The 24955-nt window shown below is 74.0% G+C and carries 24 protein-coding genes; 16 read left to right on the forward strand and 8 right to left on the reverse strand.

Annotated elements, in window-relative coordinates; all coding sequences use genetic code 11:
- Positions 1-3: 3 nt before the first annotated feature.
- Together AW274_RS17540 and AW274_RS17545 are read left to right on the forward strand one after the other, a co-directional pair.
- Positions 4-681 (forward strand): response regulator transcription factor, encoded by a 678-nt coding sequence (locus AW274_RS17540; RefSeq protein ID WP_062433138.1) that lies wholly within the window; start codon positions 4-6, stop codon positions 679-681.
- Positions 678-2267: a sensor histidine kinase gene (locus AW274_RS17545; RefSeq protein WP_062433140.1), complete on the forward strand. Its 1590-nt coding sequence runs from the start codon at positions 678-680 to the stop codon at positions 2265-2267. The genes AW274_RS17540 and AW274_RS17545 overlap by 4 nt, the downstream gene beginning before the upstream one ends.
- A gap of 91 nt (positions 2268-2358) precedes the next feature.
- On the opposite strand, the gene AW274_RS17550 is transcribed toward AW274_RS17545, so the two are convergent.
- Genes AW274_RS17550 through AW274_RS17560 form a run of 3 tightly spaced genes read right to left on the reverse strand, consistent with a single transcriptional unit; the run spans position 2359 to position 4626 of the window.
- Positions 2359-3438: a DUF6745 domain-containing protein gene (locus tag AW274_RS17550; RefSeq protein ID WP_232320161.1), complete on the reverse strand. Its 1080-nt coding sequence runs from the start codon at positions 3436-3438 to the stop codon at positions 2359-2361.
- Positions 3438-3734: a DUF8820 family protein gene (locus AW274_RS17555; protein ID WP_062433143.1), complete on the reverse strand. Its 297-nt coding sequence runs from the start codon at positions 3732-3734 to the stop codon at positions 3438-3440. Before AW274_RS17555 ends, AW274_RS17550 begins: the two co-directional genes overlap by 1 nt.
- A gap of 28 nt (positions 3735-3762) precedes the next feature.
- Positions 3763-4626, reverse strand: a complete 864-nt coding sequence (locus tag AW274_RS17560) for a LysR family transcriptional regulator (protein WP_062433150.1) — start codon at positions 4624-4626, stop codon at positions 3763-3765.
- A gap of 125 nt (positions 4627-4751) precedes the next feature.
- Here AW274_RS17560 and AW274_RS17565 point away from each other — a divergent pair, with 125 nt between their 5' ends.
- From AW274_RS17565 to AW274_RS17580, 5 genes are read left to right on the forward strand one after another with little or no spacing between them, the layout of a single operon-like run.
- Positions 4752-5471: an SDR family oxidoreductase gene (locus AW274_RS17565; protein WP_062433153.1), complete on the forward strand. Its 720-nt coding sequence runs from the start codon at positions 4752-4754 to the stop codon at positions 5469-5471.
- A 56-nt stretch (positions 5472-5527) separates the two neighbouring features.
- Positions 5528-7321, forward strand: a complete 1794-nt coding sequence (locus AW274_RS17570; RefSeq protein WP_062434612.1) for a thiamine pyrophosphate-requiring protein — start codon at positions 5528-5530, stop codon at positions 7319-7321.
- On the forward strand, positions 7306-8388 hold the full coding sequence (locus AW274_RS17575; protein WP_062433156.1) for an enolase C-terminal domain-like protein: 1083 nt from the start codon (positions 7306-7308) through the stop codon (positions 8386-8388). Before AW274_RS17570 ends, AW274_RS17575 begins: the two co-directional genes overlap by 16 nt.
- Complete coding sequence (locus tag AW274_RS38620) at positions 8385-11294, forward strand: FAD-binding and (Fe-S)-binding domain-containing protein (protein ID WP_063813411.1); 2910 nt, start codon at positions 8385-8387, stop codon at positions 11292-11294. The genes AW274_RS17575 and AW274_RS38620 overlap by 4 nt, the downstream gene beginning before the upstream one ends.
- Positions 11291-12310, forward strand: a complete 1020-nt coding sequence (locus AW274_RS17580) for an SDR family oxidoreductase (protein ID WP_063813413.1) — start codon at positions 11291-11293, stop codon at positions 12308-12310. The genes AW274_RS38620 and AW274_RS17580 overlap by 4 nt, the downstream gene beginning before the upstream one ends.
- Here AW274_RS17580 and AW274_RS39265 read toward each other — a convergent pair.
- From AW274_RS39265 to AW274_RS17600, 4 genes are all read right to left on the reverse strand, one after another.
- Positions 12279-13067: a hypothetical protein gene (locus AW274_RS39265; protein ID WP_062433161.1), complete on the reverse strand. Its 789-nt coding sequence runs from the start codon at positions 13065-13067 to the stop codon at positions 12279-12281. The two genes, AW274_RS17580 and AW274_RS39265, sit on opposite strands and share 32 nt — an antisense overlap.
- A complete protein-coding gene (locus tag AW274_RS17590; RefSeq protein WP_062433162.1) occupies positions 13064-14287 on the reverse strand; it encodes an NRAMP family divalent metal transporter in 1224 nt (407 codons plus the stop codon). The genes AW274_RS39265 and AW274_RS17590 overlap by 4 nt, the downstream gene beginning before the upstream one ends.
- Complete coding sequence (locus AW274_RS17595) at positions 14284-14712, reverse strand: hypothetical protein (protein ID WP_062433163.1); 429 nt, start codon at positions 14710-14712, stop codon at positions 14284-14286. Before AW274_RS17595 ends, AW274_RS17590 begins: the two co-directional genes overlap by 4 nt.
- Positions 14713-14841: 129 nt before the next feature.
- Complete coding sequence (locus AW274_RS17600) at positions 14842-15840, reverse strand: DNA topoisomerase IB (protein WP_232320162.1); 999 nt, start codon at positions 15838-15840, stop codon at positions 14842-14844.
- Between the two features lie 57 nt (positions 15841-15897).
- Between AW274_RS17600 and AW274_RS17605 the strand changes: the two genes are divergently transcribed.
- From AW274_RS17605 to AW274_RS17630, 6 genes are all read left to right on the forward strand, one after another.
- A complete protein-coding gene (locus AW274_RS17605) occupies positions 15898-16260 on the forward strand; it encodes a hypothetical protein (RefSeq protein ID WP_062433166.1) in 363 nt (120 codons plus the stop codon).
- Positions 16261-16339: 79 nt separating this feature from the next.
- Entirely contained in the window at positions 16340-16972 is a 633-nt protein-coding gene (locus AW274_RS17610) for a DUF6766 family protein (RefSeq protein ID WP_062433169.1), read from the forward strand.
- Between the two features lie 55 nt (positions 16973-17027).
- Positions 17028-17549: a PadR family transcriptional regulator gene (locus tag AW274_RS17615; protein WP_062433172.1), complete on the forward strand. Its 522-nt coding sequence runs from the start codon at positions 17028-17030 to the stop codon at positions 17547-17549.
- On the forward strand, positions 17546-18271 hold the full coding sequence (locus AW274_RS17620; RefSeq protein ID WP_083974407.1) for an ABC transporter ATP-binding protein: 726 nt from the start codon (positions 17546-17548) through the stop codon (positions 18269-18271). The genes AW274_RS17615 and AW274_RS17620 overlap by 4 nt, the downstream gene beginning before the upstream one ends.
- Positions 18272-18276: 5 nt before the next feature.
- Entirely contained in the window at positions 18277-20055 is a 1779-nt protein-coding gene (locus AW274_RS17625) for an FtsX-like permease family protein (RefSeq protein WP_062433176.1), read from the forward strand.
- 72 nt (positions 20056-20127) lie between these two features.
- Entirely contained in the window at positions 20128-21462 is a 1335-nt protein-coding gene (locus AW274_RS17630) for a type I glutamate--ammonia ligase (RefSeq protein ID WP_062433179.1), read from the forward strand.
- On the opposite strand, the gene AW274_RS17635 is transcribed toward AW274_RS17630, so the two are convergent.
- Entirely contained in the window at positions 21434-22078 is a 645-nt protein-coding gene (locus tag AW274_RS17635; protein ID WP_062433182.1) for a DUF998 domain-containing protein, read from the reverse strand. The two genes, AW274_RS17630 and AW274_RS17635, sit on opposite strands and share 29 nt — an antisense overlap.
- 140 nt (positions 22079-22218) lie before the next feature.
- Between AW274_RS17635 and AW274_RS17640 the strand changes: the two genes are divergently transcribed.
- The 3 genes from AW274_RS17640 (at position 22219) to AW274_RS17650 (ending at position 24944) form a co-directional block, all read left to right on the forward strand.
- Complete coding sequence (locus tag AW274_RS17640; RefSeq protein WP_062433185.1) at positions 22219-22542, forward strand: YciI family protein; 324 nt, start codon at positions 22219-22221, stop codon at positions 22540-22542.
- Complete coding sequence (locus tag AW274_RS17645; protein WP_062433189.1) at positions 22539-24419, forward strand: DUF6596 domain-containing protein; 1881 nt, start codon at positions 22539-22541, stop codon at positions 24417-24419. Before AW274_RS17640 ends, AW274_RS17645 begins: the two co-directional genes overlap by 4 nt.
- Positions 24420-24500: 81 nt before the next feature.
- Positions 24501-24944 carry a CBS domain-containing protein gene (locus AW274_RS17650; protein WP_062433192.1) on the forward strand — a complete coding sequence of 148 codons (444 nt, stop codon included), beginning with the start codon at positions 24501-24503 and terminating at the stop codon, positions 24942-24944.
- Positions 24945-24955 lie beyond the last annotated feature (11 nt).

A 24955-nucleotide genomic window follows, 5' to 3' on the forward strand; every position in this document is an offset into this window, starting at 1 on the left:
GTGATGGAGCGGCTGCTGGTCGTCGACGACGAACCGACCGTACGGGAACTGCTGTCGGCGACCCTGCGCTTCGCCGGGTTCGAGGTCGCCTCGGCCGCCACGGGCACCGAGGCGGTGGAGGCGGTCCGGCTCTCCCGGCCCGACCTGATCCTGCTCGACGTGATGCTGCCCGACCTGGACGGCTTCCAGGTCGTCCGCCGCCTGCGCGAGCTGGCCCGCCCGCCGGTCCCGGTGCTGTTCCTGACCGCCCGCGACTCCCCGGCCGACAAGGTCACCGGCCTCACCCTCGGCGGCGACGACTACGTCACCAAGCCGTTCGACCTGCCGGAACTGCTGGCCCGCATCCGCGCGATCCTGCGCCGCACCGGCGTCCCGCACGCCCACGCCGTGGTCGTCGGCGACCTGGAGGTCGACGTCGAGGGCTGCCACGTGCGCCGCGCCGGGGTGACGGTCAGGCTGTCGCCCACCGAGTTCCGCCTGCTCAGCTACCTGGCCGAGCACGCGGGCCGGGTGGTGTCCAAGACCTCGATCATCGAGGACGTCTGGCAGTACGACTTCGCCGGCGACACCAGCATCGTCGACACCTACGTCAGCTACCTGCGCCGCAAACTGGAGACCGGCGGCCCCCGCCTCATCCACACCGTCCACGGCGTCGGCTACGTCCTGCGCGAGCCCCGATGACCTCCCTGCGCGGCCGCCTCCTCCTGATCACCTGCGCCCTGCTCGCGGCGGGCCTCCTCCTGAGCGGCTCCATCGTCGTCGGCCTGCTCCGATCGGGCCTGGTCGACCGGGTCGACACCCAACTCCGCGTCTTCGGCGGCATCATCGCCGTCATCCCACCCGCCCTCACCTCCCGCACCCCGGCCGATCGCGCGGCCGGCAACGCCCTGAGCACCAACCTGGACCTGATCAACCGCCTGTACATCGCGGAACTGGGCCCCGACGGCAAGCCCCTCTCAGAGGTCCACCTCCCACCCGGCCCAGGCGGCCCGCAACTACCGGCCGACCTGAACGATGCCCCCAGACCAGGCGGACTCGGACCGACGGTTCGCGCTGACGGCGAGCGCAGCTCCGACGACCCCGAGTCGACCGCCCGCAAGTCGGCAGCCCCTAAGCCGACGGTCTCTGAGCCGACGGTCTCTGATCCGACCGACCGCGAGGCGGGCGCGGTTACTGAGCGGGCAGGTTGGGGTCAGCCCTTTGAGGCGCGGGATTCCGCGGGTGGGGCCGATTGGCGGGTGCTGGTGGTGCCGCGTCAGGGGGCCGGGACCTCCGTCGTCGTGGCGGCGTCGTTGGACGCCGTGCAGGCCACCGTCGGGCGGGTGCGGGCCATCTACCTCGTCACCGGGATCGCGCTGCTGGCGCTGCTCACGCTGGCCGGGTGGTTCGCCATCAGGGCCGGGCTGCGGCCGCTGCGGGACATCGAGGAGACCGCTGCGGCCATCGCCGCCGGGGAGCTCGGCCGGAGGGTGCCCGACGCGGCGCCCGACACCGAGGTCGGGCGGCTCTCGGATGCGCTCAACGGCATGCTGGGCCAGATCGAGCGGGCGTTCGCCGCCAGGACCGAGTCGGAGGCGCGGTTGCGGCGGTTCGTCGCCGACGTCGGGCATGAGCTGCGCACGCCGCTCGTCGGCATCAAGGGCTTCTCCGAGCTCTACCGCATGGGCGGGCTGCCCGAGGTCGCCCCGGCGATGGCCAGGATCGAGAGCGAGGCCGGGCGGCTGGCCCGGCTCGTCGAGGACCTGTTGCTGCTGGCCCGCCTCGACGAGGGCGGCGACGCGCTGCCGCTCGACCTGGCCCCGATGGACCTGCGCACCCTGGCCGCCGACGCCCGCCTCGACCTGCGCGCCCTCGCGCCCGGACGACCCGTCGAGCTGACCGGGCCCGACGGCGGGGCGCCCGGCTCGGCTCCGGTGGTCGGCGACGAGGCCCGGCTGCGCCAGGTCGTGACGAACCTGGTCGGGAACGTGGTCGAGCACACCCCCGACGGCACTCCGGTGCGCATCGGGGTCGGAACCAGGGACGGTGAGGCCGTGCTGGTGATCGAGGACCACGGCCCGGGCCTCACCCCGGAGGAGGCCGCCCTGGTCTTCGACCGCTTCTCCCGCGCCGACGCCTCCCGCAGCAGGTCGGGACCCGGCGGCGCGGGCCTCGGCCTGGCCATCGCCCGCTCCCTCGCGGAGGCCCACGGAGGCCGCCTCGACCTGCGGACCGCACCCGGCCAGGGGGCCGCCTTCACCTTGGTCATGCCCGGTGCGCCGACCTGAGCGGGGATACGCCCGGCCAGGGGACGGCCTTCACTTCGGTGATGTCCGCTGCCAGCCTGAGCCCTGATAAGCCCGGCGGCTCGGTTCGGGGTCAGGTCTCCTTTTCGGGGAAGTAGTTCTCCTCGTTCACCCCGAACGTCCATGCCACGCCCTGGCGGGCTCGCTGGACCCACGGCGGCACTCGCAGGAAGTAGGTGCGGAAGGTGCCGTCGGGTTCGGCGGTCGAGTTGACCACCTCGACCGTCACCACGTCTTCGTCGTTCGGCAGGGCGATGCGCCACAGGATGCCCGTCTCGTCGCGGTGGAGCGGGGTCGCGCCCGACTCGGACAGGTAGCGGTCGAAGCCGAAGTGTTCCAGCATGACCCGGCGCAGCTCGGCGTTCTCCTCGTTGCGGATGCGCTCGGGGGTCAGGTTCGCCATCGACGCGACGAAGCCCTCGGGCACCGGCATGCCGTGCCAGGCCTCCAGTGCGAAGCCGTCGGGGAAGACCAGCGCGGGGCCGTCGGAGCGGTGGAGGCGGCCCGCCTCGTCGAGGTGGAGCTCGGCGGGGCGTTCGCAGACGATGGCCACCTCGGCGTAGGGGAACCACCAGCCCGCGTGGCGGGACACCCGGGTCAGCCCGGCCAGGCCGGGGGCGTCGGCGAAGGCCGACAACCAGGCGGCGTCGTGCTGGCCGAGCACGGCGTCGAGGGCGGCCTGGCGCAGCAGGTCGCCGGCCTCCTCGCCGCCGAGCACCGACAGGCCGCGGCGGATCTCCTGGACGACCGTGTTCACCCTCGGCCAGAGCAGCGCGCCGGTCGACTCCCACACCCGGGCCCAGCCGGCCCCGCCGGTCTCGCGCAGCATGTCGGCGCGGGCCCACTCCCAGGGCTGGGTGCGCACCTCTTCACGTACAGAGTGACCGAGCGGCTGGGCCAGCAACGGGGCGGCCGACAGGATCAGCGAGCCGAGGCCGGCCTTGTTCAGCGCGTCGACGGCGGCCTCGCCGCCGTGGTGGATGGCGGCGGCCGCGGCGGCGACGACCGGCGACCCGGCCCACAGGATCACCGAGGGCGCGGCCAGGCCGGCGGCGGCGTAGGCTTCGCGGACGCCCGCCTCGGCCTCGGCCCGGTCGCCGGGGCCGGTCGTGAAGGCGACGTCGGCCCAGGTCATGGTGGTCTCGATGCTCATCAGTCGGCCACCACCCGGAACGAACCCGGCACGTATTCACGCTGACGGATGATCCGGAACCAGCCCTTGGGCAGCGGGATCGTGGCGTGCTCCTCGTGGACCAGCCGGCCGCCCTCGGGCAGGTGGAGGTAGCCGGGGTAGAGGGTGCCGGGGCCGTGGAGCGCGTGGGCGTGGCCGGTGGCCTCGCCCAGGGCCAGCACGATGCGGCCCTTGTGGTCACGCGGTTCGGAGACGAGACCGGGAGGCACCGACGCCTCGGGGACCGGCATGATCAGGATGTCACCCTGTCGGTACATGACCAACCTTCCGTGTTCGGGGGGTTGATCAGAAACTATCGACGGCCACCGACATTTCCCGGGCCGCGGCCGCGAAGTCGGCGATCAGCGGGCTGCGGCGGCCGGAGCTCCAGGCCAGGCACACCTGGTTCGGCGCGAGGTCGGTCACCGGGACGTACCCGACGTCGGGCCGGGTGTAGAAGAGCGCCGCCGACAGCGGCAGGATGACGACGCCGTGACCGGCGGCGACGTGTTCGAGCTTCTCCTCCACGGCGCGGAACCGCACCTCGGGGTCGCGCCGCGAGGTGACGTCGCGCCACTCGGGGACGGCGTCGGGGTTCTGCAGCAGCCGCTCGCCGGCCAGGTCGGCGACGCCCACGGCGTCCTTGCCCGCCAGGGCGTGGCCGGCGGGCAGCACGGCGACGCGCGGCTCGCTCCACAACGGCACGACGCGCAGGCCGCGCCGGTCGATCGGCAGGCGGACGTAGCCGACGTCGACCCGGCCGTCGTGGATGGTGGCGGTCTGGTCGTCCCAGGTCGTGCGCACCACCTCCACCGTGAGCTCGGGGTGGCGCTCGCCGAACGCCCGCACCGCCGGGGTGACGATCAGGCCGGGCATGAACCCGACCGTGAACACGCCGCCGCCCCGGGCCGCGCGGGCGACGCGGCGGCGCAGGCCCTCGGCCGAGGCGAGCAGCGGGCGGGCGTCGGCCAGCAGCTGCTCGCCGGCTGGGGTCAGCTCGGTCGCGCGTTTGCTGCGGACGAACAGCTGGGCCCGCAGCTCCTCCTCCAGCGCCCGGATCTGGCGCGACAACACCGGCTGGGCGATGTGCAGGGCCTCGGCGGCGCGGCCGAAGTGGAGCCGCTCGGCCACCGCGACGAAGTAGCGCAGCTTCCGCAGGTCGACGTCCACCAGCGCCTCCTCCCGCTCGTGATGCCCTCAGGGTATTGCAGAGCACAAACGAGGTCTTGGACGCAGACCTTCCGGCGCAGCCATCGTGGAGGGGTCGGCGGAGCCTTCGTACAGGAGCGGAAAAAATGGATCTTCAGGGGAAACGGGTCGTCGTGCTCGGCGGCACCTCGGGAATCGGGCTGGCCACGGCCCAGGCGGCGGCGCGGCAGGGGGCCGTGGTGACGGTCGCCTCCCGCCGCCGGGCGAGCGTCGACCACGCGCTCGCGCGGCTGCCGGAAGGGGCGGCGGGACGGGTCGCCGATCTCACCGACCCGGCGGCGGTGGGCGCGGTCCTCGCAGGGGCGGGCCCGATCGACCATCTCGTCTACACCGCCGGGGAGCCGCTGGCATTGATGCCGGTCGGCGGCCTCGACCTCGACGCGGCCCGCGACTTCTTCGCCGTCCGCTACTTCGGGGTCCTGGGCGCGGTGCGGGCCGCGCTGCCCCATCTGGCCGGGAACGGGTCGATCACGCTGACGACCGGGACCGCCAAGGACCGGCCGGGGCCGGGGTGGTCGGTGGCGGCGAGCATCTGCGGGGCGATGGAGTCGCTGACCCGGGCGCTGGCCGTCGAGCTCGCGCCGATCAGGGTCAACGCGGTGGCCCCCGGGTTCGTGCGCTCGCCCCTGTGGGCCGGGATGGGGGAGGAGGCCCGCGAGCGCATGTACGCCGAGGCCGGGGCCGTGATCCCGGTGGGCCGGGTGGGCGAGGTCGAGGACGTGGCGCGGGCGTACCTGTTCCTGATGACCGAGCCGTTCGCCAGCGGGACCGTGCTGACCGTGGACGGGGGCCACGTGCTCGTCTAGCCCAAATCCGACAAAAGGTGTGTGTGATGACAAATCGGATGGGTACGGCCGGGCTCATGACGCAGACCGTCGGTGACTACGTGGTACGACGCCTGCAGGAATGGGGCGTACAGCAGGTCTTCGCCTATCCGGGCGACGGGATCAACGGCATCCTCGCGGCCCTGGGCCGGGCCGACGACGTGCCCCGGTTCGTGCAGAGCCGGCACGAGGAGATGTCCGCCTTCGCGGCCGTCGGCTACGCCAAGTTCAGCGGCCGGTTCGGGGTGTGCATGGCCACCTCGGGCCCGGGGGCGATCCACCTGCTGAACGGCCTCTACGACGCCAAGCTCGACCACGTGCCGGTGGTGGCGATCGTCGGCCAGACCGCCCGGAGTGCCATGGGCGGCAGCTACCAGCAGGAGGTCGACCTCCAGGCGTTGTTCAAGGACGTCGCCTCGGAGTACCTCGTCGAGGTCAACGTGGCCGAGCAGCTGCCGAACGCGCTCGACCGGGCGATCAGGACCGCCGAGGCGTCCCGCGCGCCGACGGCGGTGATCATCCCGTCGGACCTCCAGGAGGAGGAGTACGCCCCGCCCGAGCACGCCTTCAAGATGGTGCCCTCCAGCCCGCCCGGCACGGTGTGGGCGCGGTCGGTGGCCGCCGAGGCCGACCTCGAGCGGGCCGCCGAGGTGCTCAACGCGGGGGAGAGGCTCGCCGTCCTGGTCGGGCAGGGGGCCCGGGGCGCGGCCGAGGAGGTGCGGCGGCTCGCCGACCTCACCGGGGCGGGGGTGGCCAAGGCGCTGCTCGGCAAGGACGTGCTGCCCGACGACCTCCCCTACGTGACGGGCTCGATCGGGCTGCTCGGCACCCGGCCCAGCTACGAGATGATGCGCGACTGCGACACCCTGCTGATCGTGGGCTCCAACTTTCCGTACACCCAGTTCCTCCCCGAGTTCGGGCAGGCCAGGGCCGTGCAGATCGACGTCGACGGCCGGTTCATCGGCATGCGCTACCCCACCGAGGTCAACCTGATCGGCGACGCCGCCGCCACGCTCGGCGCGCTGCTCCCGATGGTGCGGCCCAAGGTCGGCAGCGAGTGGCGCGAGACCATCGAGCGCAACGTCGCCCGCTGGTGGGACGTCATGGAGCGCGAGGCCGAGGTGAGCGCCAAGCCGGTCAACCCGATGCTGATCGTCTCGGAGTTGTCCCGGCGCATCCCCGGCGACGCGATCGTGACGGCCGACTCGGGCTCGTCCACCAACTGGTACGCCCGCAACCTGCGCATGCGCGAGGGCATGCGGGGTTCGCTCTCCGGCACGCTGGCCACGATGGGCCCCGGCGTGCCCTACGCCATCGGCGCGAAGTTCGCCCATCCGGGCCGGCCGGTGGTCGCCCTGGTGGGCGACGGGGCGATGCAGATGAACGGCCTGGCCGAACTGATCACCATCGCCCGCTACCACCACCTGTGGAGCGACCCGCGCCTGGTCGTCTGCGTCTTCCACAACAACGACCTCAACCAGGTCACCTGGGAGCTGCGGGCCATGGGCGGCGCCCCGAAGTTCGAGGCGTCGCAGAGCCTGCCCGACGTCGACTACGCCGGGTTCGCCCGCTCCCTCGGCCTGGAGGGCGTCACGGTGGCCGAGCCCGAGACGCTTGGGCGGGCCTGGGATCGCGCGTTCGCGGCGGGCGTGCCGACCGTGCTCGACGTGCACTGCGACCCGGAGGTGCCGCCGATCCCGCCGCACGCGACCTTCGACCAGGTCAAGTCGGTGAGCGAGGCCGTCGTCAAGGGCGACCCCAGCGCCTTCCACCTGATGGCCCAAGGGGTGAAGACCAAGGCACAGGAGTTCCTCCGGTGGCCGCACGACTGATCGACCGGGTCGCCGCGCGGGCCTGCCGGGTGCCGACGCAGGAGCCGGAGACCGACGGCACCCTCGGCTGGGACGCCACCACCGTCGTCGTGGTCCACGTCGAGGCGTCCGGGGTGACCGGGCTCGGCTGGACCTACGCCGACGCGGCGTGCGTGCCGCTGGTCGAGGGCGTGCTGGCCGGGGCGGTGACCGGGGAACCGGTGCTCGACGTGCCGGCCCGCTGGGCGGCCATGCGGCACGCCGTGCGGAACCTGGGGCGGCCGGGGCTGGTGTCGTGCGCGATCTCGGCGGTGGACATCGCCCTGTGGGACGCGGCGGCGCGCACGTGCGGGCTGCCGCTGTGCCGCCTGCTCGGCCGGGTGCGCGCGTCGGTGCCCGTGTACGCCAGCGGCGGCTTCACCTCGATGAGCGAGGACGGCCTGCGCGACTGGGCCCGCGCGTCGGTGCGCCGCACCCCCCGGCTGAAGATCAAGATCGGCGCCGACCTCGACCGGGTGGCGCTCACCCGCGCCGCCGTCGGCGCGGGCGCGGAGGTGTACGTGGACGCCAACGGCGCCTACACCGTCGGCGAGGCCCGCCGCGTCGCCGCCCGGCTCGCCGACTGGGACGTGACCTGGTTCGAGGAGCCCGTCTCCAGCGACGACCTCCCGGGCCTCGCGCGGGTGCGCGCGGTCAGCCGGGCCGACGTCGCGGCCGGGGAGTACGGCTACGACCTGCCCTACTTCGCCCGCATGACCGAGGTCGTCGACTGCCTGCAGATCGACGTGACCCGCTGCGGCGGCTACACCGAGTTCGCCCGCGCCGCCGCGCTGGCCGCCGCCGCCAACCGCGACGTGTCGGCCCACTGCGCCAACTCCCTCTCGGCGCACGCCGGCGCCGCGACCCCGAACCTGCGGCACCTCGAATGGTTCGCCGACCACGAGCGTGTCGAGAACCTGCTCTTCGACGGGTGCCTGGCACCCGCCGACGGCGTCGTCACCCCGCCGGTCTCGGTCGCCGGCCACGGCATGTCCGTCCGGGAGGACGCCGCCCGGCGCTACGCGGTCGAACCCGGAGGAGAGCCATGACGATCATCGACGCCCCGCCCGCCCTGGAGGCGGCCCTGCGCGACCGGGTCGACGGCGAGGTCAGGTTCGACGCGGGCAGCCGCGCCGCCTACTCCACCGACGCCTCCAACTTCCGCCAGGTGCCCATCGGCGTGGTGGTGCCCCGCACCCCGGACGCCGGGGCCGAGGCGGTCGCCGTCGCCCGCGACTTCGGCGCGCCCGTGGTGTCGCGCGGCGGCGGCACGAGCCTGGCCGGGCAGGGCGCCAACACCGCCGTGGTGATCGACTGGTCGAAGTACTGCACCACGCTCGAATCGGTCGACGTGGACGGCCGCACCTGCGTCGTCCAGCCGGGCATCGTCCTGGACGAACTGAACCGTCGCCTCGAAGGCCACGGCCTGCGGTTCGGCCCCGAGCCCGCCACCCACATGAACTGCACCCTCGGCGGCATGATCGGCAACAACTCGTGCGGCGCGACCGCGCAGCGCACCGGCAAGGTCGTCGACAACGTCGCCCGCCTGGAGGTGCTCCTCTACGACGGCACCCGCTTCTGGTGCGGCGAGACCACCGACGAGCAGTACGCCGCCGTCGAACGCCGCGGCGACCCCCGGGCGGCGGTCTACCGGCAGCTGCGCGCCCTGCGCGACGCCTACGCCGGCGAGATCCGGCGGCGCTACCCCGACATCCCGCGCCGGGTGTCCGGCTACAACCTCGACTCCCTGCTGCCCGAGCACGGCTTCGACGTCGCAGGGCTGCTCGTCGGCAGCGAGTCGACCCTGGTCACCGTTCTGCGTGCGGAACTGGAACTGGTGCCGGTGCTGCCCGAACGCGCCCTGGTCGTGCTCGGCTACCCCGACATCGCCGCGGCCGCCGACGCGGTGCCCGCGATCCTGCCGCACGAGCCGATCGCGCTGGAGGGCGTCGACCACAAGCTGGTCCGCGACGAGCAGATCAAGCACCTCAACCCCGACGCGCTGGGCGAGCTGCCGGAGGGCCGGGCCTTCCTGATGGTGCAGTTCGGCGCCGAGACCGCCGAGGAGGCCCGGTCGCGCGCGCAGGCCCTGCTCGACGACGGGCACCGCGCCGACGTCCAGTTCCTCGGCGACCCCGCCCGCGAGGACGAGCTGTGGCACGTCAGGGAGGCGGGCCTGGGCGCGACCGCGCACGTCGCCGCCCGGCCCGACACGTTCGAGGGCTGGGAGGACTCGGCCGTGCCGCCCGACCGGCTCGGCGAGTACCTGCGCCGCCTGCGCGACCTCTACCGCGAGTTCGGCTACGAGAGCGAGAGCGACACCGGCCCCGCCCTCTACGGCCACTTCGGGCAGGGCTGCGTGCACACCCGCATCCCCTTCGACCTCTACACCGCCGACGGCGTCGCCGCCTACCGCCGGTTCATGGAGCGGGCCGCCGACCTCGTCGCCGGCCTGGGCGGGTCGTTCTCCGGCGAGCACGGCGACGGCCAGAGCCGGGGCGAGCTGCTGCCCCGGATGTTCGGCTCCGAGATCGTCGCCGCGTTCGGGCGGCTCAAGGCGATCTTCGACCCCGACGACCGCATGAACCCCGGCAAGGTCGTTGCGCCCGACCCGCTCGACGACCATCTGCGGCTCGGCCCGCACTGGGCCCCGGCCGAGCCGCGGAACCTGCGGTTCGCCTATCCGCACGACGGCGGCTCGTTCGGCCAGGCGGTCAACCGCTGCGTCGGGGTCGGCCGCTGCCGTCAGCACACCACCGAGGGCGGCCAGGTCATGTGCCCGTCGTACCAGGTCACCGGCGAGGAGGAGCACTCCACCCGGGGCCGCGCCCGGTTGTTGTTCGAGATGCTCAACGGGCACGGCGACGAGACCGTCCACGGGGGCTGGCGCTCGCCGGAGGTCAAGGACGCCCTCGACCTCTGCCTGGCGTGCAAGGGCTGCAAGACCGACTGCCCGGCCAACGTCGACATGGCGACGTACAAGGCGGAGTTCCTGTCCCACCACTACGCGGGCCGCCAGTGGCGGCGGCCCCGGTCCGACCTGGCGCTGGGCTGGCTGCCGGTGATCGCCGGGATCGTCGGCGGGCTCCGGCTCGGGCCGGTGGCGAACCGGGTGCGGGGCCTGGCCAGGGTGCTCGCGGGGCTCGCCGACCGGGAGCTCCCGGCGTTCGCCGGCGAGAGCCTCCAGCACTGGTTCAGCCGCAGGGACGCGAAAGGGACCGGCGCCCGCGGGACCGTGCTGCTGTGGCCCGACACCTTCACCAACCGGTTCCACCCGGAGATCGGCCGGGCCGCCGTCGCGGTCCTGGAGGAGGCGGGCTGGCGGGTCGCGCTGCCGCCCGGCCCGGTGTGCTGCGGGCTGACCTGGATCTCCACCGGCCAGGTCGACACCGCCAAACGGGTGCTCGGCCGGACCGTGCGGCGGCTCGCCGAGCACGTGCGCGACGGCGGCCTGGTCGTCGGGCTGGAACCCAGCTGCACGGCGGTGTTCCGCGGTGACGCCGAGGAGCTGTTCCCGGCCGACCAGGACGTGCGGCGGCTGCGGAACCAGACGGTCACCCTCGCCGAGCTGCTCACCCGGCACAGCCCCGGCTACCGCCCGCCGCGCCTGGGCGTCGAGGCGCTGGCCCAGGTCCACTGCCACCAGCACGCCGTGCTCGGCTTCGACGCCGACGAGGACCTGCTGCGAGCCGCGGGTGTACGGGCGGAGCGCCTCGACTCGGGCTGCTGCGGGCTGGCCGGGAACTTCGGCTTCGAACGCGGCCACCTGGAGGTCAGCGAGGCGTGCGCCGAACGGGTGCTGCTGCCCCGCCTGCGCGCGGCCGGGCGGGAGACCGCCGTGCTCGCCGACGGGTTCAGCTGCCGGACCCAGATCCACCAGCTCGACAGCGGCGGCCGGGAGGGCGTGCACCTGGCTCAGCTGCTCGCCGTCGGGCTGCGTCAGGAGGGGCGATGAAACCGGCGGAGCAGGTCGTGGTCGTCACCGGCGCGAGCGGCGGCGTCGGCCGCGCGGTCGCCGAGGCGTTCGGCGCGCGCCGGGCGAAGGTGGCCCTGCTCGCGCGGGGCGTCACGGGCCTGGGGGCGGCCGCCGGGGAGGTGCGGCGCGGCGGCGGCACCCCACTGGAGATCCCGGTCGACGTGTCGGACTTCGCGCAGGTGGACGCCGCCGCCGCCCGCGCCGAGGCCGAGCTCGGCCCGATCAACGTGTGGGTCAACGTCGCCTTCACCTCGGTCTTCGCGCCGTTCGAGGACATCCGGCCGGACGAGTACCGCCGCGTCACCGAGGTGACCTACCTGGGCTACGTCCACGGCACGATGGCCGCGCTGAACCGGATGCGGCCGCGCGACCGGGGGACCGTCGTCCAGGTCGGATCGGCGCTGGCCTACCGGGGCATCCCGCTGCAGAGCGCCTACTGCGGGGCCAAGCACGCGATCCAGGGCTTCAACGAGGCGCTGCGCTGCGAGCTGCTGCACGCCCACAGCGGCGTCCACGTGACCATGGTCCAGCTGCCCGCCGTCAACACGCCGCAGTTCTCGTGGGTGTTGTCGCGGCTGCCCCGCCAGGCGCAGCCGGTGCCGCCGATCTACCAGCCCGAGGTCGCCGCGCGGGCCGTGCTGCACGCCGCCGACCATCCGGAGCGCCGCGAGTACTGGGTCGGCGCGAGCACCGTCGCGACCCTGATCGCCAACGCGGTCGCGCCGGGGCTGCTCGACCGCTACCTGGCCAGGACCGGCTTCGACTCCCAGCAGACCGACCGGCCGAGGTCCCGCCGCCAGCCCGTCAACCTGTGGGCGCCCGCCGACGGCCCGCACGGCCGCGACTACGGCGCGCACGGCGCGTTCGACGACCGGGCGGCGGCGGTCAGCCCGCAGGCGTGGGCCAGCCGCCACCACCTCCTGGTCGCCGCCCTCGGCGCGGTCGCCGGCGCGGCGGCCGTCGTCATCCGGATGCGCTCGCGTCACCTCGGGTGAGGAGCTCGGCCAGCGGCAGCAGGTCCGCGCGCGGCACGGTCAGCCCGATCGGGTCGCCGGGGTCGCCGACCTGGTCCCACGAGACGAACCGGCTGCCCCGGTGCAGGCGGCGGATCACCACTCTGACCAGCGCCGGGCTGCTGCCGCCGGGCCCGCGCTCGTAGCCGAACAGCTGGCCGGTGTGCCGGGGCACGACGACGAGGCCGCTCAGCCGCAGCGCCTGCGCGGTCTCCCCGAGGAGCGGGCCGTCCTGGGTGAGCTGGACGTCGGCCACCTGCCCCACGGGCCCGCCGTCGCGGTCGACGACCCGGCGGCCGACCAGCGAGCTCAGCCGGTCGCGGGCCGGGACCTCCGGCCGCCGGACCGGCCCTGGCCCGCGCCGCCCCGGGCCGGCCCCGCCGCTGCCGGGCAGCGGGTCGATCAGGTGCTCCCTGACCCAGCGCTCCAGCGCCGCCTCCGGCACGTCGCCGCCGACCGTCACCGCGCTGCCGATCTCGCCGACCAGGTTCATCGGGATGCGGCGCGGGGCCGGGTCCTCCTCCGGCCGGAACAGGCGGGTGATCCCGGTCATCAGCCGGCCGGCCACGCCGCCGACCCGGGGGCCGAGCGCCAGCGGGCCGGAGAGGATCGCGGTCACGTACGGGACCTCGCCCGGCTCGATCTCCAGGTCGTCGACCTTGCAGAGCAGGCGGCCGTCCGCCGCCACCACCTGCCGGTCGAGCAGGTGCAGGTGGGCGTGCAGCACGCGGCCGGTCACTGGCCCGCCTTGGTCGCCAGCATCAGCGGGACGGCCGCCACCGCGACCACCAGGAGCAGGATCATGTAGACGGTCCCCAGGGAGTTGGAGAAGCGGCCGTTCACCCGGTCGCCCATGTAGTCGGGGTCGTTGGCGATCATCAGGACCGGCAGGTAGGTCAGCGGCAGCGCCGCCGCCGAGAAGACCAGCGAATACTCGGTGACCTTGATCGGGTCGATCGTCGTCAGGATCAGCGCCACCGCGACGATCGTCGAGACCAGCAGCGTCGCGTGGAACCGGGCCGCCTCCCGGGGGCGCACGTACTTGCCCCATTGCCAGCCGAAGTACTGGCTGATCGAGTAGCCCGACGACAACGCCGTCTCCAGGGTCGCGCCGAACGTCGCGGCGAACACGCCGAAGATCACCAGGGCCAGCCCGATCTGGCCGAAGGCGAGCCCGGCGGGCAGCACCATCTGGCCGAGCGTCTCGACCTCGATCATCCGCGGCAGGAAGACGGTGGCCGCGCAGGCCGCGATGGCGATCGACAACAGACCGCCCAGGGGGAAGCCGACGAACACGTTGGCGCGCATGACGCCCAGGTCGCGCCGGGTCCAGCGCTCCTCCACGCCGCCGGAGGAGAAGAAGAACACCTCGTAGGGCGTCATCGCCGCCCCCAGCAGGGCGACCGCGTAGAACCAGTACGTGGCCGCGCCGTCGTCGGACGGGTTGTGGGTCAGCTGGTGCCCCAGCTCCCCGTAGTCGGGGCCCAGAGCGAAGAAGGCCACCAGGAAGACGATCAGGGCGAGCCCGGCCAGCCCGAAGACCCGCTCCATCGTCTCGAACCTGACCCGCCACATCACCAGCCAGGCCACCAGCCCCACCGCCGGCACCCACAGCAGGTAGTCGATCCCGGTGGCGAGCTCCAGCGCCAGGGCCGCGCCGCCGATCTCGGCGGCCAGGGTGAGCAGGTTGATGCCGAAGGACGCGGCCAGGTTGAGCAGGCCCGCGCGGGGGCCCAGGCGCTCCCGGACGAGGTCGAAGACGGGCCGGCCGGACACGGCCGCCACCCGCCCGGCCATCTCGGCGAACAGGCAGATGCCGACGACGCCGACCACCACCACCCAGGCCAGCGACAGCCCGAACCGCGAGCCGACCAGCGCGTTGGCGACCAGGTCGCCGATGTCGACGAACCCGCCGATCGCGGTCAGGATGCCGAGGGTGACCGCGAAGAACCGCTTCACGACGGACGGCTCTCGGCGAAGGCCCGCAACCGGTCGCCCAGCGCCGCCAGGTCGGCGGCGGCCTTCTCGGGGTCGGCGATCTCCCGGAGCCGCACCTCGTTCAGCAGCACCTGCACCTGCTCGGCGGCCTCCGAGGTCAGCTCGGTGATCTCCGCCCGCACTCGCGCGGCCTCCGGCGAGGGCGGCTGCACCGCGCCGAACTGGGAGTCCACGCTGCCGAGCGCGGTGACGGTCTCGGTCAGGAGGGTCTGCAGGTAGGGGCGGGTCAGCCGCGCCTCGTGCTCGACCGCCAGCCGCACCAGCGCCACCGAGGAGGCGGCGGCCTCGGCCGTCGCGCCGGCCTTCTTCCCGTAGTCGGCGTCGTTCCACGCGGGGGAGGCGCACCCCGCCAGCAGCAGCAGCCCGATGAGCAGGAGCCGCCTCACGGCCGGGTCCGCAGCAGGAAGTAGGCCAGCAGGCCCAGCAGCACCGCGAACTGGATCCACGCGGCCAGCAACACCAGTCCCTCGTCCGTCACGAGACGGCCACTGCCCCCGCCGGACCGGGCCGAACGTTCACTCCCGGGTGCGTCTGAGCAGCGCGATCACCGCGCGCTCGGCCGCGCCGTGGGTGGCCGGGCCGTCGCCCTCGCCCAGGTCGGCCAGCGCGCGGTCGATGGTCCTGCCGCGTTCGTACGCCGTGATCACGCGGGGGTCGACGTAGGAGGCGCGGGCCACGGCCGGGGTGTTGCCCAGGTGCCCGGCCACCTCCTTCATGACCCGCGTGACAGCCCGGCGGCGGCCGGTCCGGCTGCGCACCCGCTTGGAGACGGCCAGGCCGACGGCGGCGTAGACGGTGGCGTGCCAGGTGCGGAAGTCCTTGGCGCTGACCTCGGTCCCGAAACGGTCGCGCAGGTAGTCGTTGATGTCGTCGCTCTTGACGTCGACCCAGTCGCCGTCGCGGTGGTAGCCGAGGAGCTCGCCCTCGTCGCGCCCCTTGCGCAGGGCGGTGACGACCTTGCAGACGTCGGGGTCGGTGATCTCGATCTCGCGGGGCACCCCGCCCTTGGCCGGATAGGCGCAGGAGACCCGGCCCCGCGAGCACGTCACGTGCTCCAGGCGCAGGGTGGCCAGGCCGAAGGACTCGTAGGCCTCCCCGCCGACCCGGAACAGGCCGATGTCGAGCATCCGGGCGGCGGCGGCCAGCACCCGCTCCCGGGTCAGGCCCTTCTCGCCGAGGTCGGCCCGCACCCGCTCCCGGAAGCCGGGCAGGCGTTCGGCCAGCTTGCCGACCCGCTCGAACTTGGCCCGGTCCTGCTCCTCCCGCCAGGCGTCGTGGTAGCGGTACTGGCGGCGGCCGGCCGCGTCGGTGCCCACGGCCTGGATGTGGCCGTCGGGGTCGCGGCAGATCCACACGTCCCGCCAGGCCGGGGGCAGCACCAGCGCCCTGATCCGGCGCAGGGTGCGCCGGTCCTTCACGGGACGGCCGTCGGCGTAGGCGTAGGAGAAGGACCGCCCGCGACGGCGGCGGGTGATGCCGGGCTCGGCGGGGTCGCTCGGACGCAGTTCGGCCACTCCGGCACCGTGCCCGTCATCGTGTCGTATTAACGGACCGGGGGAATCTCCGTTGACGTGCTGAAATACGTGATGATCGCGCTGCCGGTCAGCGCCTGCGCCGCCGGGGGAGTGCCCGCCGTCGAGGAGGCCACCGGGCGCTTCTTCGCCGCCGTGGCCGCCGGGCAGGGGGCGGCGGCGTGCGCGCTGCTCACCGACGCGGCCGCGGCCAGCCTGCCCGAGCCGTGCGCGACCAGCATCCTGGACGCCGGCCTGCGCGGCGGCCCGGCCCAGGAGGTCGCGGTGTGGGGGTCGGAGGCCCAGGTGCGCCTCCCGCAGGACACCGTGTTCCTGCACCGGGGCGCCGGCGGCTGGCGGGTGCGCGGGGCGGGCTGCCGTCCCGACGGCGAGCGGCCCTACGACTGCGAGGTGTCCGGCTGATGCGCGCCATGTTCGCCGTGACCGTCGCGATCATCGTGGTGGGCCTGGCGTACTTCCTGCTCGTCGGGTTCCTGCGCCGATGATCCGCCGCAACGGGCTGAGCCTGTTCTTCCTGGTGATCTTCGTGCTCGCGCTGGCCGGGCAGTCGATCGCGGGTCTCGGCGCCTACAACGACGACCAGCTCGGCTCCGGCGGCGACCCCGTCTCGTGGGGCGCCTACGTCACCTCGGCCGACTTCGCGGTCGACGTCGCCGAGAACTGGCAGTCGGAGTACCTCCAGTTCCTGCTGTTCATCGTGGTCACCGTCTGGCTGGTCCAGCGCGGCTCCCCGGAGTCCAAAACCGACGGCACCGGCGACCAGGTGCGGCCGGGCAGCCCGGAATGGGCCAAGACCGGCGGCCTGCGGACCATGCTGTTCGCCAACTCGCTCGGCCTGGTGATGGGCGCGGCCTTCGTGCTCTCCTGGTACGCCCAGTCGGTCGCCGGCACGGCGGCGTACAACAGGGAGCAGTTGTCGCAGCTCCAGGACCCGGTGACCTGGGCGGGCTACGTGGCCTCACCCGACTTCTGGGACCGCACGCTGCAGAACTGGCAGTCGGAGTTCCTGGCCGTGCTCTCGATGGTGGCCCTGTCGATCTACCTGCGCCAGCGGGAGTCGCCCGAGTCGAAACCCGTCGGCGCGCCCCACGGGGAGACCGGCACCGACGTCTGAGTTGACGCTGCCATTACCTAACCGCTATTCATTACCTAGCCGTTAGGGGTGGTGCATGCAGGACGCGATACTGGCGATGCTCGCCAAGGAGCCGTCACACGGCTACGACCTCGGCCTGCGGCTGCGGCGCGCCCTCGGCCCGCTGGGCGGGTCGATGAACGCGGGCCAGGTCTACGTGACCCTGGCCCGGCTGGAGAAGGCGGGCCTGGTCGTCCACGAACGGTCGGCCGGGTCGCCCGACCGCCCCGACCGCAAGGTCTACGCCCTCACCGACGCCGGCCACGAGCGGGTGACCGCCTGGCTGGCCGAGGTGAACCGGCCCAAGCCCGACCTGGTGGAGTTCCACCTCAAGCTGGCCGCGGCGAGCGCGTCGCGGCTGGCCGACCCGGTCGAGCTCGTCGACGCCCAGCGCCGCGAGCTGCTGCGGCGGCTGGCCGAGGCGCAGCGGGCGGTGCTGGCCGAGCCCGAGGGCTCCACCGGCGGCCTGCTGCTCGAAGGCATCGCGCTGCGGCTCCAGGCCGACCTCCGCTGGCTGGAGGCCTGCGAACGGGTCTGGTCGAGAAGGGCGGACGCGTGAACGTGCTGCAGGTCCGCGACCTGACCAAACGGCACGGCCGCAAGCACAACCTGGTGCGCGCCGTCGACGGCGTCGACCTCGACGTGCCGGCCGGGCAGATGCTGGCGGTGACCGGGCCGAGCGGCTGCGGGAAGTCCACCCTGCTCAACCTGATGGCCGGCCTCGAACGGCCCACCGGCGGACAGGTGTGGCTGGCCGGCGAGCGCATCGACACCGCGGGCGAACGGGCGCTGGCCCGGCTGCGCCGCCGGTCGGTCGGGTTCGTCTTCCAGTCCTTCCACCTGGTGGAGGAGCTGACGGCCGCCGAGAACGTCGAGCTGCCGGTGCTGCTGGCCGGCGGCTCCCCGCGCGCCGCCAAACGGCGGGCCGGGCAGCTGCTCGACCAGGTCGGCCTGGCCGACCGGGCCCGTCAGCTGCCCTGGAAGTTGTCGGGCGGGGAGCGGCAGCGGGTGGCCGTCGCCCGCGCCCTGGCCAACGAGCCGCTGGTGGTGCTGGCCGACGAACCCACCGGCAACCTCGACACCGCGGCCACCAACGAGGTGCTGCGGCTGTTCGCCGACCTGCGCGCCATGGGCCAGACCGTCGTCATGGTCACCCACGACGCCAGAGTCGCGGCCACCGCCGACCGGCTCGTCTCGATGCGCGACGGCGTCTTCGTGGAAGACACCTGGCTGGGCGGAGGCTCCGGCTGGCTCGACGGCCTCTTCGCGATGGGGGACTGACCGCCGTGGGCCGTCTCCTGCTCGTGTCCCGGCTCGTGCTGGGCGACCTGCGCCGGCATCCCGGCCCGGCCGTGCTGCTCGTGCTCTCGACGTTCGTCGCGACCGCCGTGCTGAGCCTCGGCATGTCGCTGCCCGGGGCCACCGAGCGGCTCTACCTCCAGACCCGCGCCGCGACGGCCGGGCCCGACGTGGTCGCGCTGGCCCCCGGCATGGGCGGGGCCACCGACGCCGTGCTGACCTCTTTGGAGAACGCCCCGGGGGTGGTCGCGCGGAGCAGGCCGTACCGCCAGTTCTTCGCGACGCTCACCACGGGCGGCGGGGAGGCGCGCGCGATCGTGCTCGGGGCCGACGCGAAGCCGGGGCCGATCGACCGGCCTTTGGTGACCTCGGGCCGGTGGGTGCGTCCCGGCGGCGTCGTGGTCGAACGGGGCTTCGCGGGCGCGGTCGGCGTCGACGTCGGCGACCGCGTCGCCGTCGCGGGGCGCACCTTCCCCGTCGTCGGGATCGCCGTGACCGCCGCGCGCACGGTCTACCCGTGGGCCATGATGGGCGGGCCGGGCAACGGCCCGAGCGACGGCGCCGGGCTGGTCTGGATGACCGAACCCGACACCCGGCCGCTGGCCGCCTCCGGCCTCCCGGTGACCTCCCTCGTCTACCTGCGGATGGCCGACCCCGCCGACACCACGCGCTACATGGCCTTCTACCACGACACGCCCAACTCGGCGGGCGGGCGCGTCGGCGACTCCGCCGCCCGGGTGAACTCCTTCACCTGGCAGTCCATGGCGCACCAGGACGACGTCTACCTCCGCGACGGCCAGCCGATCCTGATCATCGGGGGCTGGCTGCTCAGCTTCATGGCCGTCGCCGGGCTGAGCACCCTGGCCGCCGGACGCGCCGCCGCGCAGGCCCGCCGGGCCGGGCTGCTCAAGGTCGTCGGCGCCACCCCGGGCCTCATCGCCGTCGTCCTGCTGGCCGAATACCTCACGCTGGCGCTGCTCGCCGACGCGGCGGGGCTGGCCCTGGCCCGGCTGGCGGCGCCGACGATCATCAACCCCAGCGGCAGCCTGCTCACCGCCGACGCCGGACCGCACGGCGGGGCCGTCGTCATGACGACCGTCGTCGCCGTCGGCGTGGCGATCCTCACCGCCGCCGCGCCGGCCCTGCGGGCGGTGCGGGCGAACGTCGACCGCCGCCCCGACCACCTGGTCCTGCTGAGCAGGATGGCCGGGTGGCTGCCGGTCCCGCTCCTGCTCGGGCTCCGGCTCGTCGCCCGCCGCCCCGGCCGCGCGCTGCTGCACGCGGGCGGCACGGCGACCACGGCCATCGGGCTCACGGTCCTGCTGATGGTGCACGCCCAGCCGAGGGATGGCTGGGACCTGGGCGGCGTCACCCTGGCCGACCTGGCCGACGACCAGTCGCGCCGGCTGCTCGCCGGGGTGACGGCGGCGATGGCCGTCCTGGCGGTGGTGAACACCCTGACGATGACCTGGACCACCGCGACCGAGTCGCGCGCCACGATGGCCGTCGCCCGCACCCTCGGGGCCACCCCCGGGCAGGTCACCGCCGGTCTGGCCGCCGCGCAGCTGCTGCCGACCCTGCCCGGCGCGTTCCTCGGCATCCCGCTGGGCCTGTCGCTGCACTGGTTCTTCGGCCCCGCCGACCAGCCGCCCACCCCGTTGTTGTGGTCGGTCCCGCCCGTGCTCCTGCTCGCCACGGGGCTGCTGTCGGTGGTGCCCGCGCGCCTGGCGGCCCGCCGGTCTGTGGCGGAGGCGCTCGCCGCCTGAGGGGCCGTCTCTTCACCCTTTCTTCGCCGTACGCGGGGACTCCGGCACGGCGCCGCCGGAGAGGAACCCAGGGTGCAGAAAACGGCGGAACGGCTGGCGGAGGACGGGGTCGTGGGCCTCATCGTCGTCTGGGCCGACAACAACGGCATCCCGCGCTCCCGGACGATCCCGATCGAGCAGCTGCCGCAGGCGGCCGAGCGCGGCGTCGGCGTCAGCCCGCTGTTCGCGATCTTCGACACGCACGACGGCATCACCTACGGCCCGCCGGGGCTGACCACCCCGTCGGGCGACGTGCGCCTCGTCCCGGTCGCCGACCGGATCGTCCGGCTGGCCGGGCAGCCGGCGTTCGCGTGGGCCCCCGGCCGGCAGATGAACGCCGACGGCTCGCCGTGGCCGTACGACCAGCGGAGCGTGCTGGAACGGCAGGTCGAGGCCGCCGCGCGGGCCGGGCTGGAGTTCCGGGCCGGCTACGAGATGGAGTTCCGTCTCAGCCGCCTGGACGGCCCCCTCCCGGTCGTCGGCCCTTCGTACAGCCCGCGCCTGCTGCTGGAGGTCGACGAGTTCGCCGCCCGGCTGATGGGCGACCTGCGCGCCAACGGCGTCGAGATCGGCCAGCTGCACGCCGAATACGGCCCCGCCCAGTTCGAGCTCAACATCGCCCCCGCCGACCCGCTCACCGCCGCTGACCGGCAGCTGCTCACCCGCCAGACGATCCACGCCGCCGCCCGCGCGCACGGCCTGCGGGCCTGCTTCGCCCCGCTGACCGACGGCGCACGGGTCGGCAACGGCTGGCACCTGCACACTTCGGTCGCCCGCGACGGCGTCAACCTGCTGTCGGGCGGCGACGGCGTCCACGGCATGACCCCTGACGGGGCCGCCTACCTGGCCGGACTGCTGCGCGACCTGCCGTCGATCACCGCGATCACCGCCCCCAGCGTCGCCTCCCTGCTCCGCCTGCGCCCCGGCTTCTTCTCCAGCGCCTACGCCTTCTGGGGCGTCGAGAACCGCGAGGCCGCGTTGCGGTTCGTGCCCGCCACCCCGCTGCTGGGCGCCGCCCACGCGAACGTGGAGCTCAAGCCCTCCGACGCCTCCGCCAACCCCTACCTGTCGCTGGCCGTCGTCATCGCGTCGGGCCTGGCCGGCATCGCCGACGGCCTGGTGCCCCCGCCCCCCTTGCAGGAGGACCCCGGCCCGTGGACCGACGAGCGCCGCGCGGCGGCGGGCATCCACCGCCTGCCCGCGACGTTCGAGGACCAGCGCACGGCCCTGCTCTCCAGTGACCGCGTCCGCGCGGTCCTGGGCGAAGAGCTCTTCGGCGCCTTCACGGTGGTCCGCGCCGCCGACCAGGCGTGGGCCGAGGGCAGACCGGACGACGAGATCATCGCCGCCCACCTGTGGCGCTACTGACCCGCGCCTCGACCGCAAGGGTCCAGCAGACCCACGAGACCCAGAGCAGCGCGGTGATCGCCCCGACGGCGAGGGTCAGCGACCCCGCGGGCCCGCCGCCCATCGCCCAGAGGTCCCCCACGAGGAGCGCCGTCCCCGCGACCCGCGAGGCGACGGCCCGGCCCCGCGCCCCGGCACGGGAGAACCGGCGGCCCAGCACGTGACAGGCCGCGATCAGCGAGAAGAAGGTGAGCGATCCGGCGGCCATGTGACCGACGGCGGCGAGTCCGAGCTCCCCGGGCCCCGCCGGGGTCCCGGCCGGAAAGCCGTCGGCGGGATCCATGGTGAAGACCCCGGCGGCGACCATGCCGGCCCCGGCTGCGGTGACCAGCCGGGGCGTCCAGGCGCCGATCTCCACGCGACGCAGGCCGGTGGCTCCGAGGAGCAGCAGGATTCCGCAGATCACGAAGTCGGTGATCTGGAGCCAGCCGAGCGAGCCCGTGCTCAGCAGGCTGAGCGGGTGGCGGGTCAGGTCGAAGCCCTCCCGCGTGGCCGCCTGGGCCAGGGACACCGCCGTCCAGAGCGGTCCGGCGACGGCGGCGCAGAGGAGCAGGGCGCGGGTGGTGGACGTGGTCATCGCGGGCCTCTTCGTGTCGAGGGGGTGGGTTCACCCGGGACGTCGCCGATGCGATATGACAGGGAACGCCCCTCATTCCCTGTCACATCCGCGGATCGACGTACCGGTACCGAACACCGGACGACGAAACGGAGACCGAGATGCGTTACCTGATGCTGAGCCTGGCCGACGAGAACACCCCCGCCCCCGACGAGCGGCTGTTCGCCGAGATGGGCGCCTTCATCGAGGAGATGAGCGCCAAGGGCATCCTGCTGGCGACCGGCGGCCTGGAGCCCGGCGGGCTGCGGGTCACCTCGTCGGGGGAGGAGTTCACCGTCACCGACGGGCCGTTCACCGAGGCCAAGGAGGTCGCCGTCGGCTTCGCCCTGGTCGAGGTGCGGTCGGAGGAGGAGGTGCTGGAGCTGGCCCGCCGCTTCCGGCGCATCGTCGGCGACGGGGTCAGTGAGATCCGCAGGGTCCAGTGATCGACGCCGTCTGGAAACTGGAGTCCGCGAAGATCGTCGCGGCGCTGACCCGGCTGGTCGGCGACGTCGGGCTGGCCGAGGAGTTCTCCCAGGACGCCCTGGTCGCCGCGATGGAACAGTGGCCCGCCGGCGGGATGCCCGCCAACCCGGGCGCCTGGCTGATGTCCGTGGCCAGGCGCCGGGCGATCGACCACATCCGGGCCGAGCGGCGGCACGACCGCACCCACGGACAGCTGGCCCACGACCTGCGCCACGACGACACCCCGGAGCACGACCGCGACGACACGCTGCGGCTGATGTTCCTGTCGTGCCACCCGGTGCTGCCGCCCCCGGCGCGGGTCGCGCTCACCCTGAAGCTGCTCGGCGGCCTGAGCACCGCCGAGATCGCCCGCGCCTTCCTCACCGGCGAACAGGTGATCGCCCGGCGGATCGCCGACGCGAAGCGCACCCTGGCGGAACACCGGGTGGGCTTCGACCTGCCCGGCCCCGCCGAGGCGGCGGGCCGGCTCGCGTCGGTGCTGGAGGTCGTCTACCTGATCTTCAACGAGGGGTACGCCGCCGCCTCCGGCGACGACCTGATGCGCCCCGGCCTGACCCTGGAGGCGCTGCGCCTCGGCGGCATGCTGGCCGAGGCGGCTCCCCAGCCGGAGGTGCTGGGCCTGCTGGCCCTGATGGAGATCCAGGCGTCGAGGGCGGACGCCCGCACCGCCCCGTCGGGGGAGCCGATCCCGCTGCACGAGCAGAACCGGGGCCGCTGGGACCGGCTCCGCATCCGCCGGGGCTTCACCGCGATGCTGAAGGCCAGGGAACTCGGCGGCCCGCCGGGCCCCTACCTGCTCCAGGCCGCCATCGCGGTCTGCCACGCCCAGGCCCCGACGGCGGAGGAGACCGACTGGCCCCAGATCGCCTCCTTGTACGACCTCCTCCTCCGGCTGACCCCCACCCCCGTCGTGCGCCTCAACCGGGCGGTCGCCGTCGGCTGGGCCCACGGCCCGCAGGCGGGTCTCGACCTGACCGAGGACCTGACCGCCGACCCGGCGCTGCGGAACTACCACCTGCTCCCGGCCGTCCGCGCCGACCTCCTGCTGCGCCTGGGCCGCCCCGGCCCGGCCCGCCGCGAGTTCCAGCACGCGGCCGCCCTGGCCGACAACGCGGCGGAACGCGCCTTCCTGCAACGCCGCGCCGCCGCCCTCCAACTCGAAGAGCCCGAGGGCCCGCTGCTAGGCCCGGCGGTGGCCGCCTTCCTCGCCGCCCGCCCGAAGCCGACCGCCCACTCCTACGGCCAGACACTGCGACGACTCCGCACGGCCCTGGGCGACCAGACACCGGTCGCCGAACCGACCCCCGCCGAAGTGGCCCGCGTGGCGACGACGGCCTGGGGCGCCACCGCACCCCGCACGTGGAACCGCCACCTGTCGGCACTCCGCTCCTTCGGCGCCTGGACCGGCCGCCCCGACCTGACCGCCGACCTCACCCGCCGCCCCGAGCCCCCACCGACCCCCCGACCCCCCGCGCCGACCTGGCGTGACGTCGACGTGGCCCCTCGTGAGCGGGCCCTGTGGTGGTTGCTGCACGAGTCGGCCGCCCCCGTCACCCGGGTGCTCGCCCTCAACGTCGAGGACCTCGACCTGGCCGACCGCCGCTCCCGTACCGGGATCACCTGGCGTTCTCGCACGGCCGCGCTGCTCCCCGAGCTCATCGGCGGGCGCACGCGCGGGCCGCTGTTCCTCTCCGGTCGCCGGCCCGCGCCCGCGCGGACCACCGCCAAGGCCGATCTCTGCCCGCACACCGGCCGTCGCAGGCTCTCCTACGAGCGTGCCGAGTACCTCTTCAAACGGGCCACCGGTCACACCCTGCGCACCCTTCGCCTGACCTGAAAAGTCAAGACAAATCGCCACCTGTACACCCGAAAATCCCCGATTTACACTCCGGGAAAATGATCGGGGAGGTGGCCCGGCATGCTGGTCGGAGACGTCATGACGGCGTTCCCGGCGCACATCCGGCTCGGTTCGACCATCAGACGGGCGGCCGAGGTGGTGAGCGTCTCGGAGGTCGGTCAGCTCATGGTCATCGACCATGACGGCAGGTTCGCCGGGTCGTTGTCCGAAGAGGATCTGGTGCGGGCCATGCTGCCCGGCTTCGACGACGTGACCGCCGGCGGCGGCACCCTCGCCGACGCGTTCCGCCTCTTCCTGGAGAAGGGCCGCGCCCTCGCCGACCGGGTCATCGACCCGCTCGTCGTGCGCGACACGGCCACCGTGAGCCCGGCCGACGAACTGGCCAGGGCCGCGATCGTGATGATCGAGCGCGGCATCCGCCGGCTTCCCGTCGTCGACGGAGGGAACCTCGTGGGCACGCTCTCCCGCGCCGACCTGTGCCGTGCGGTGATCTACCATTCCTGAACTGCGGCTGA

Origin of the sequence: Herbidospora daliensis, from assembly GCF_001570585.1 — a bacterium.
Taxonomy (GTDB): domain Bacteria; phylum Actinomycetota; class Actinomycetes; order Streptosporangiales; family Streptosporangiaceae; genus Herbidospora; species Herbidospora daliensis.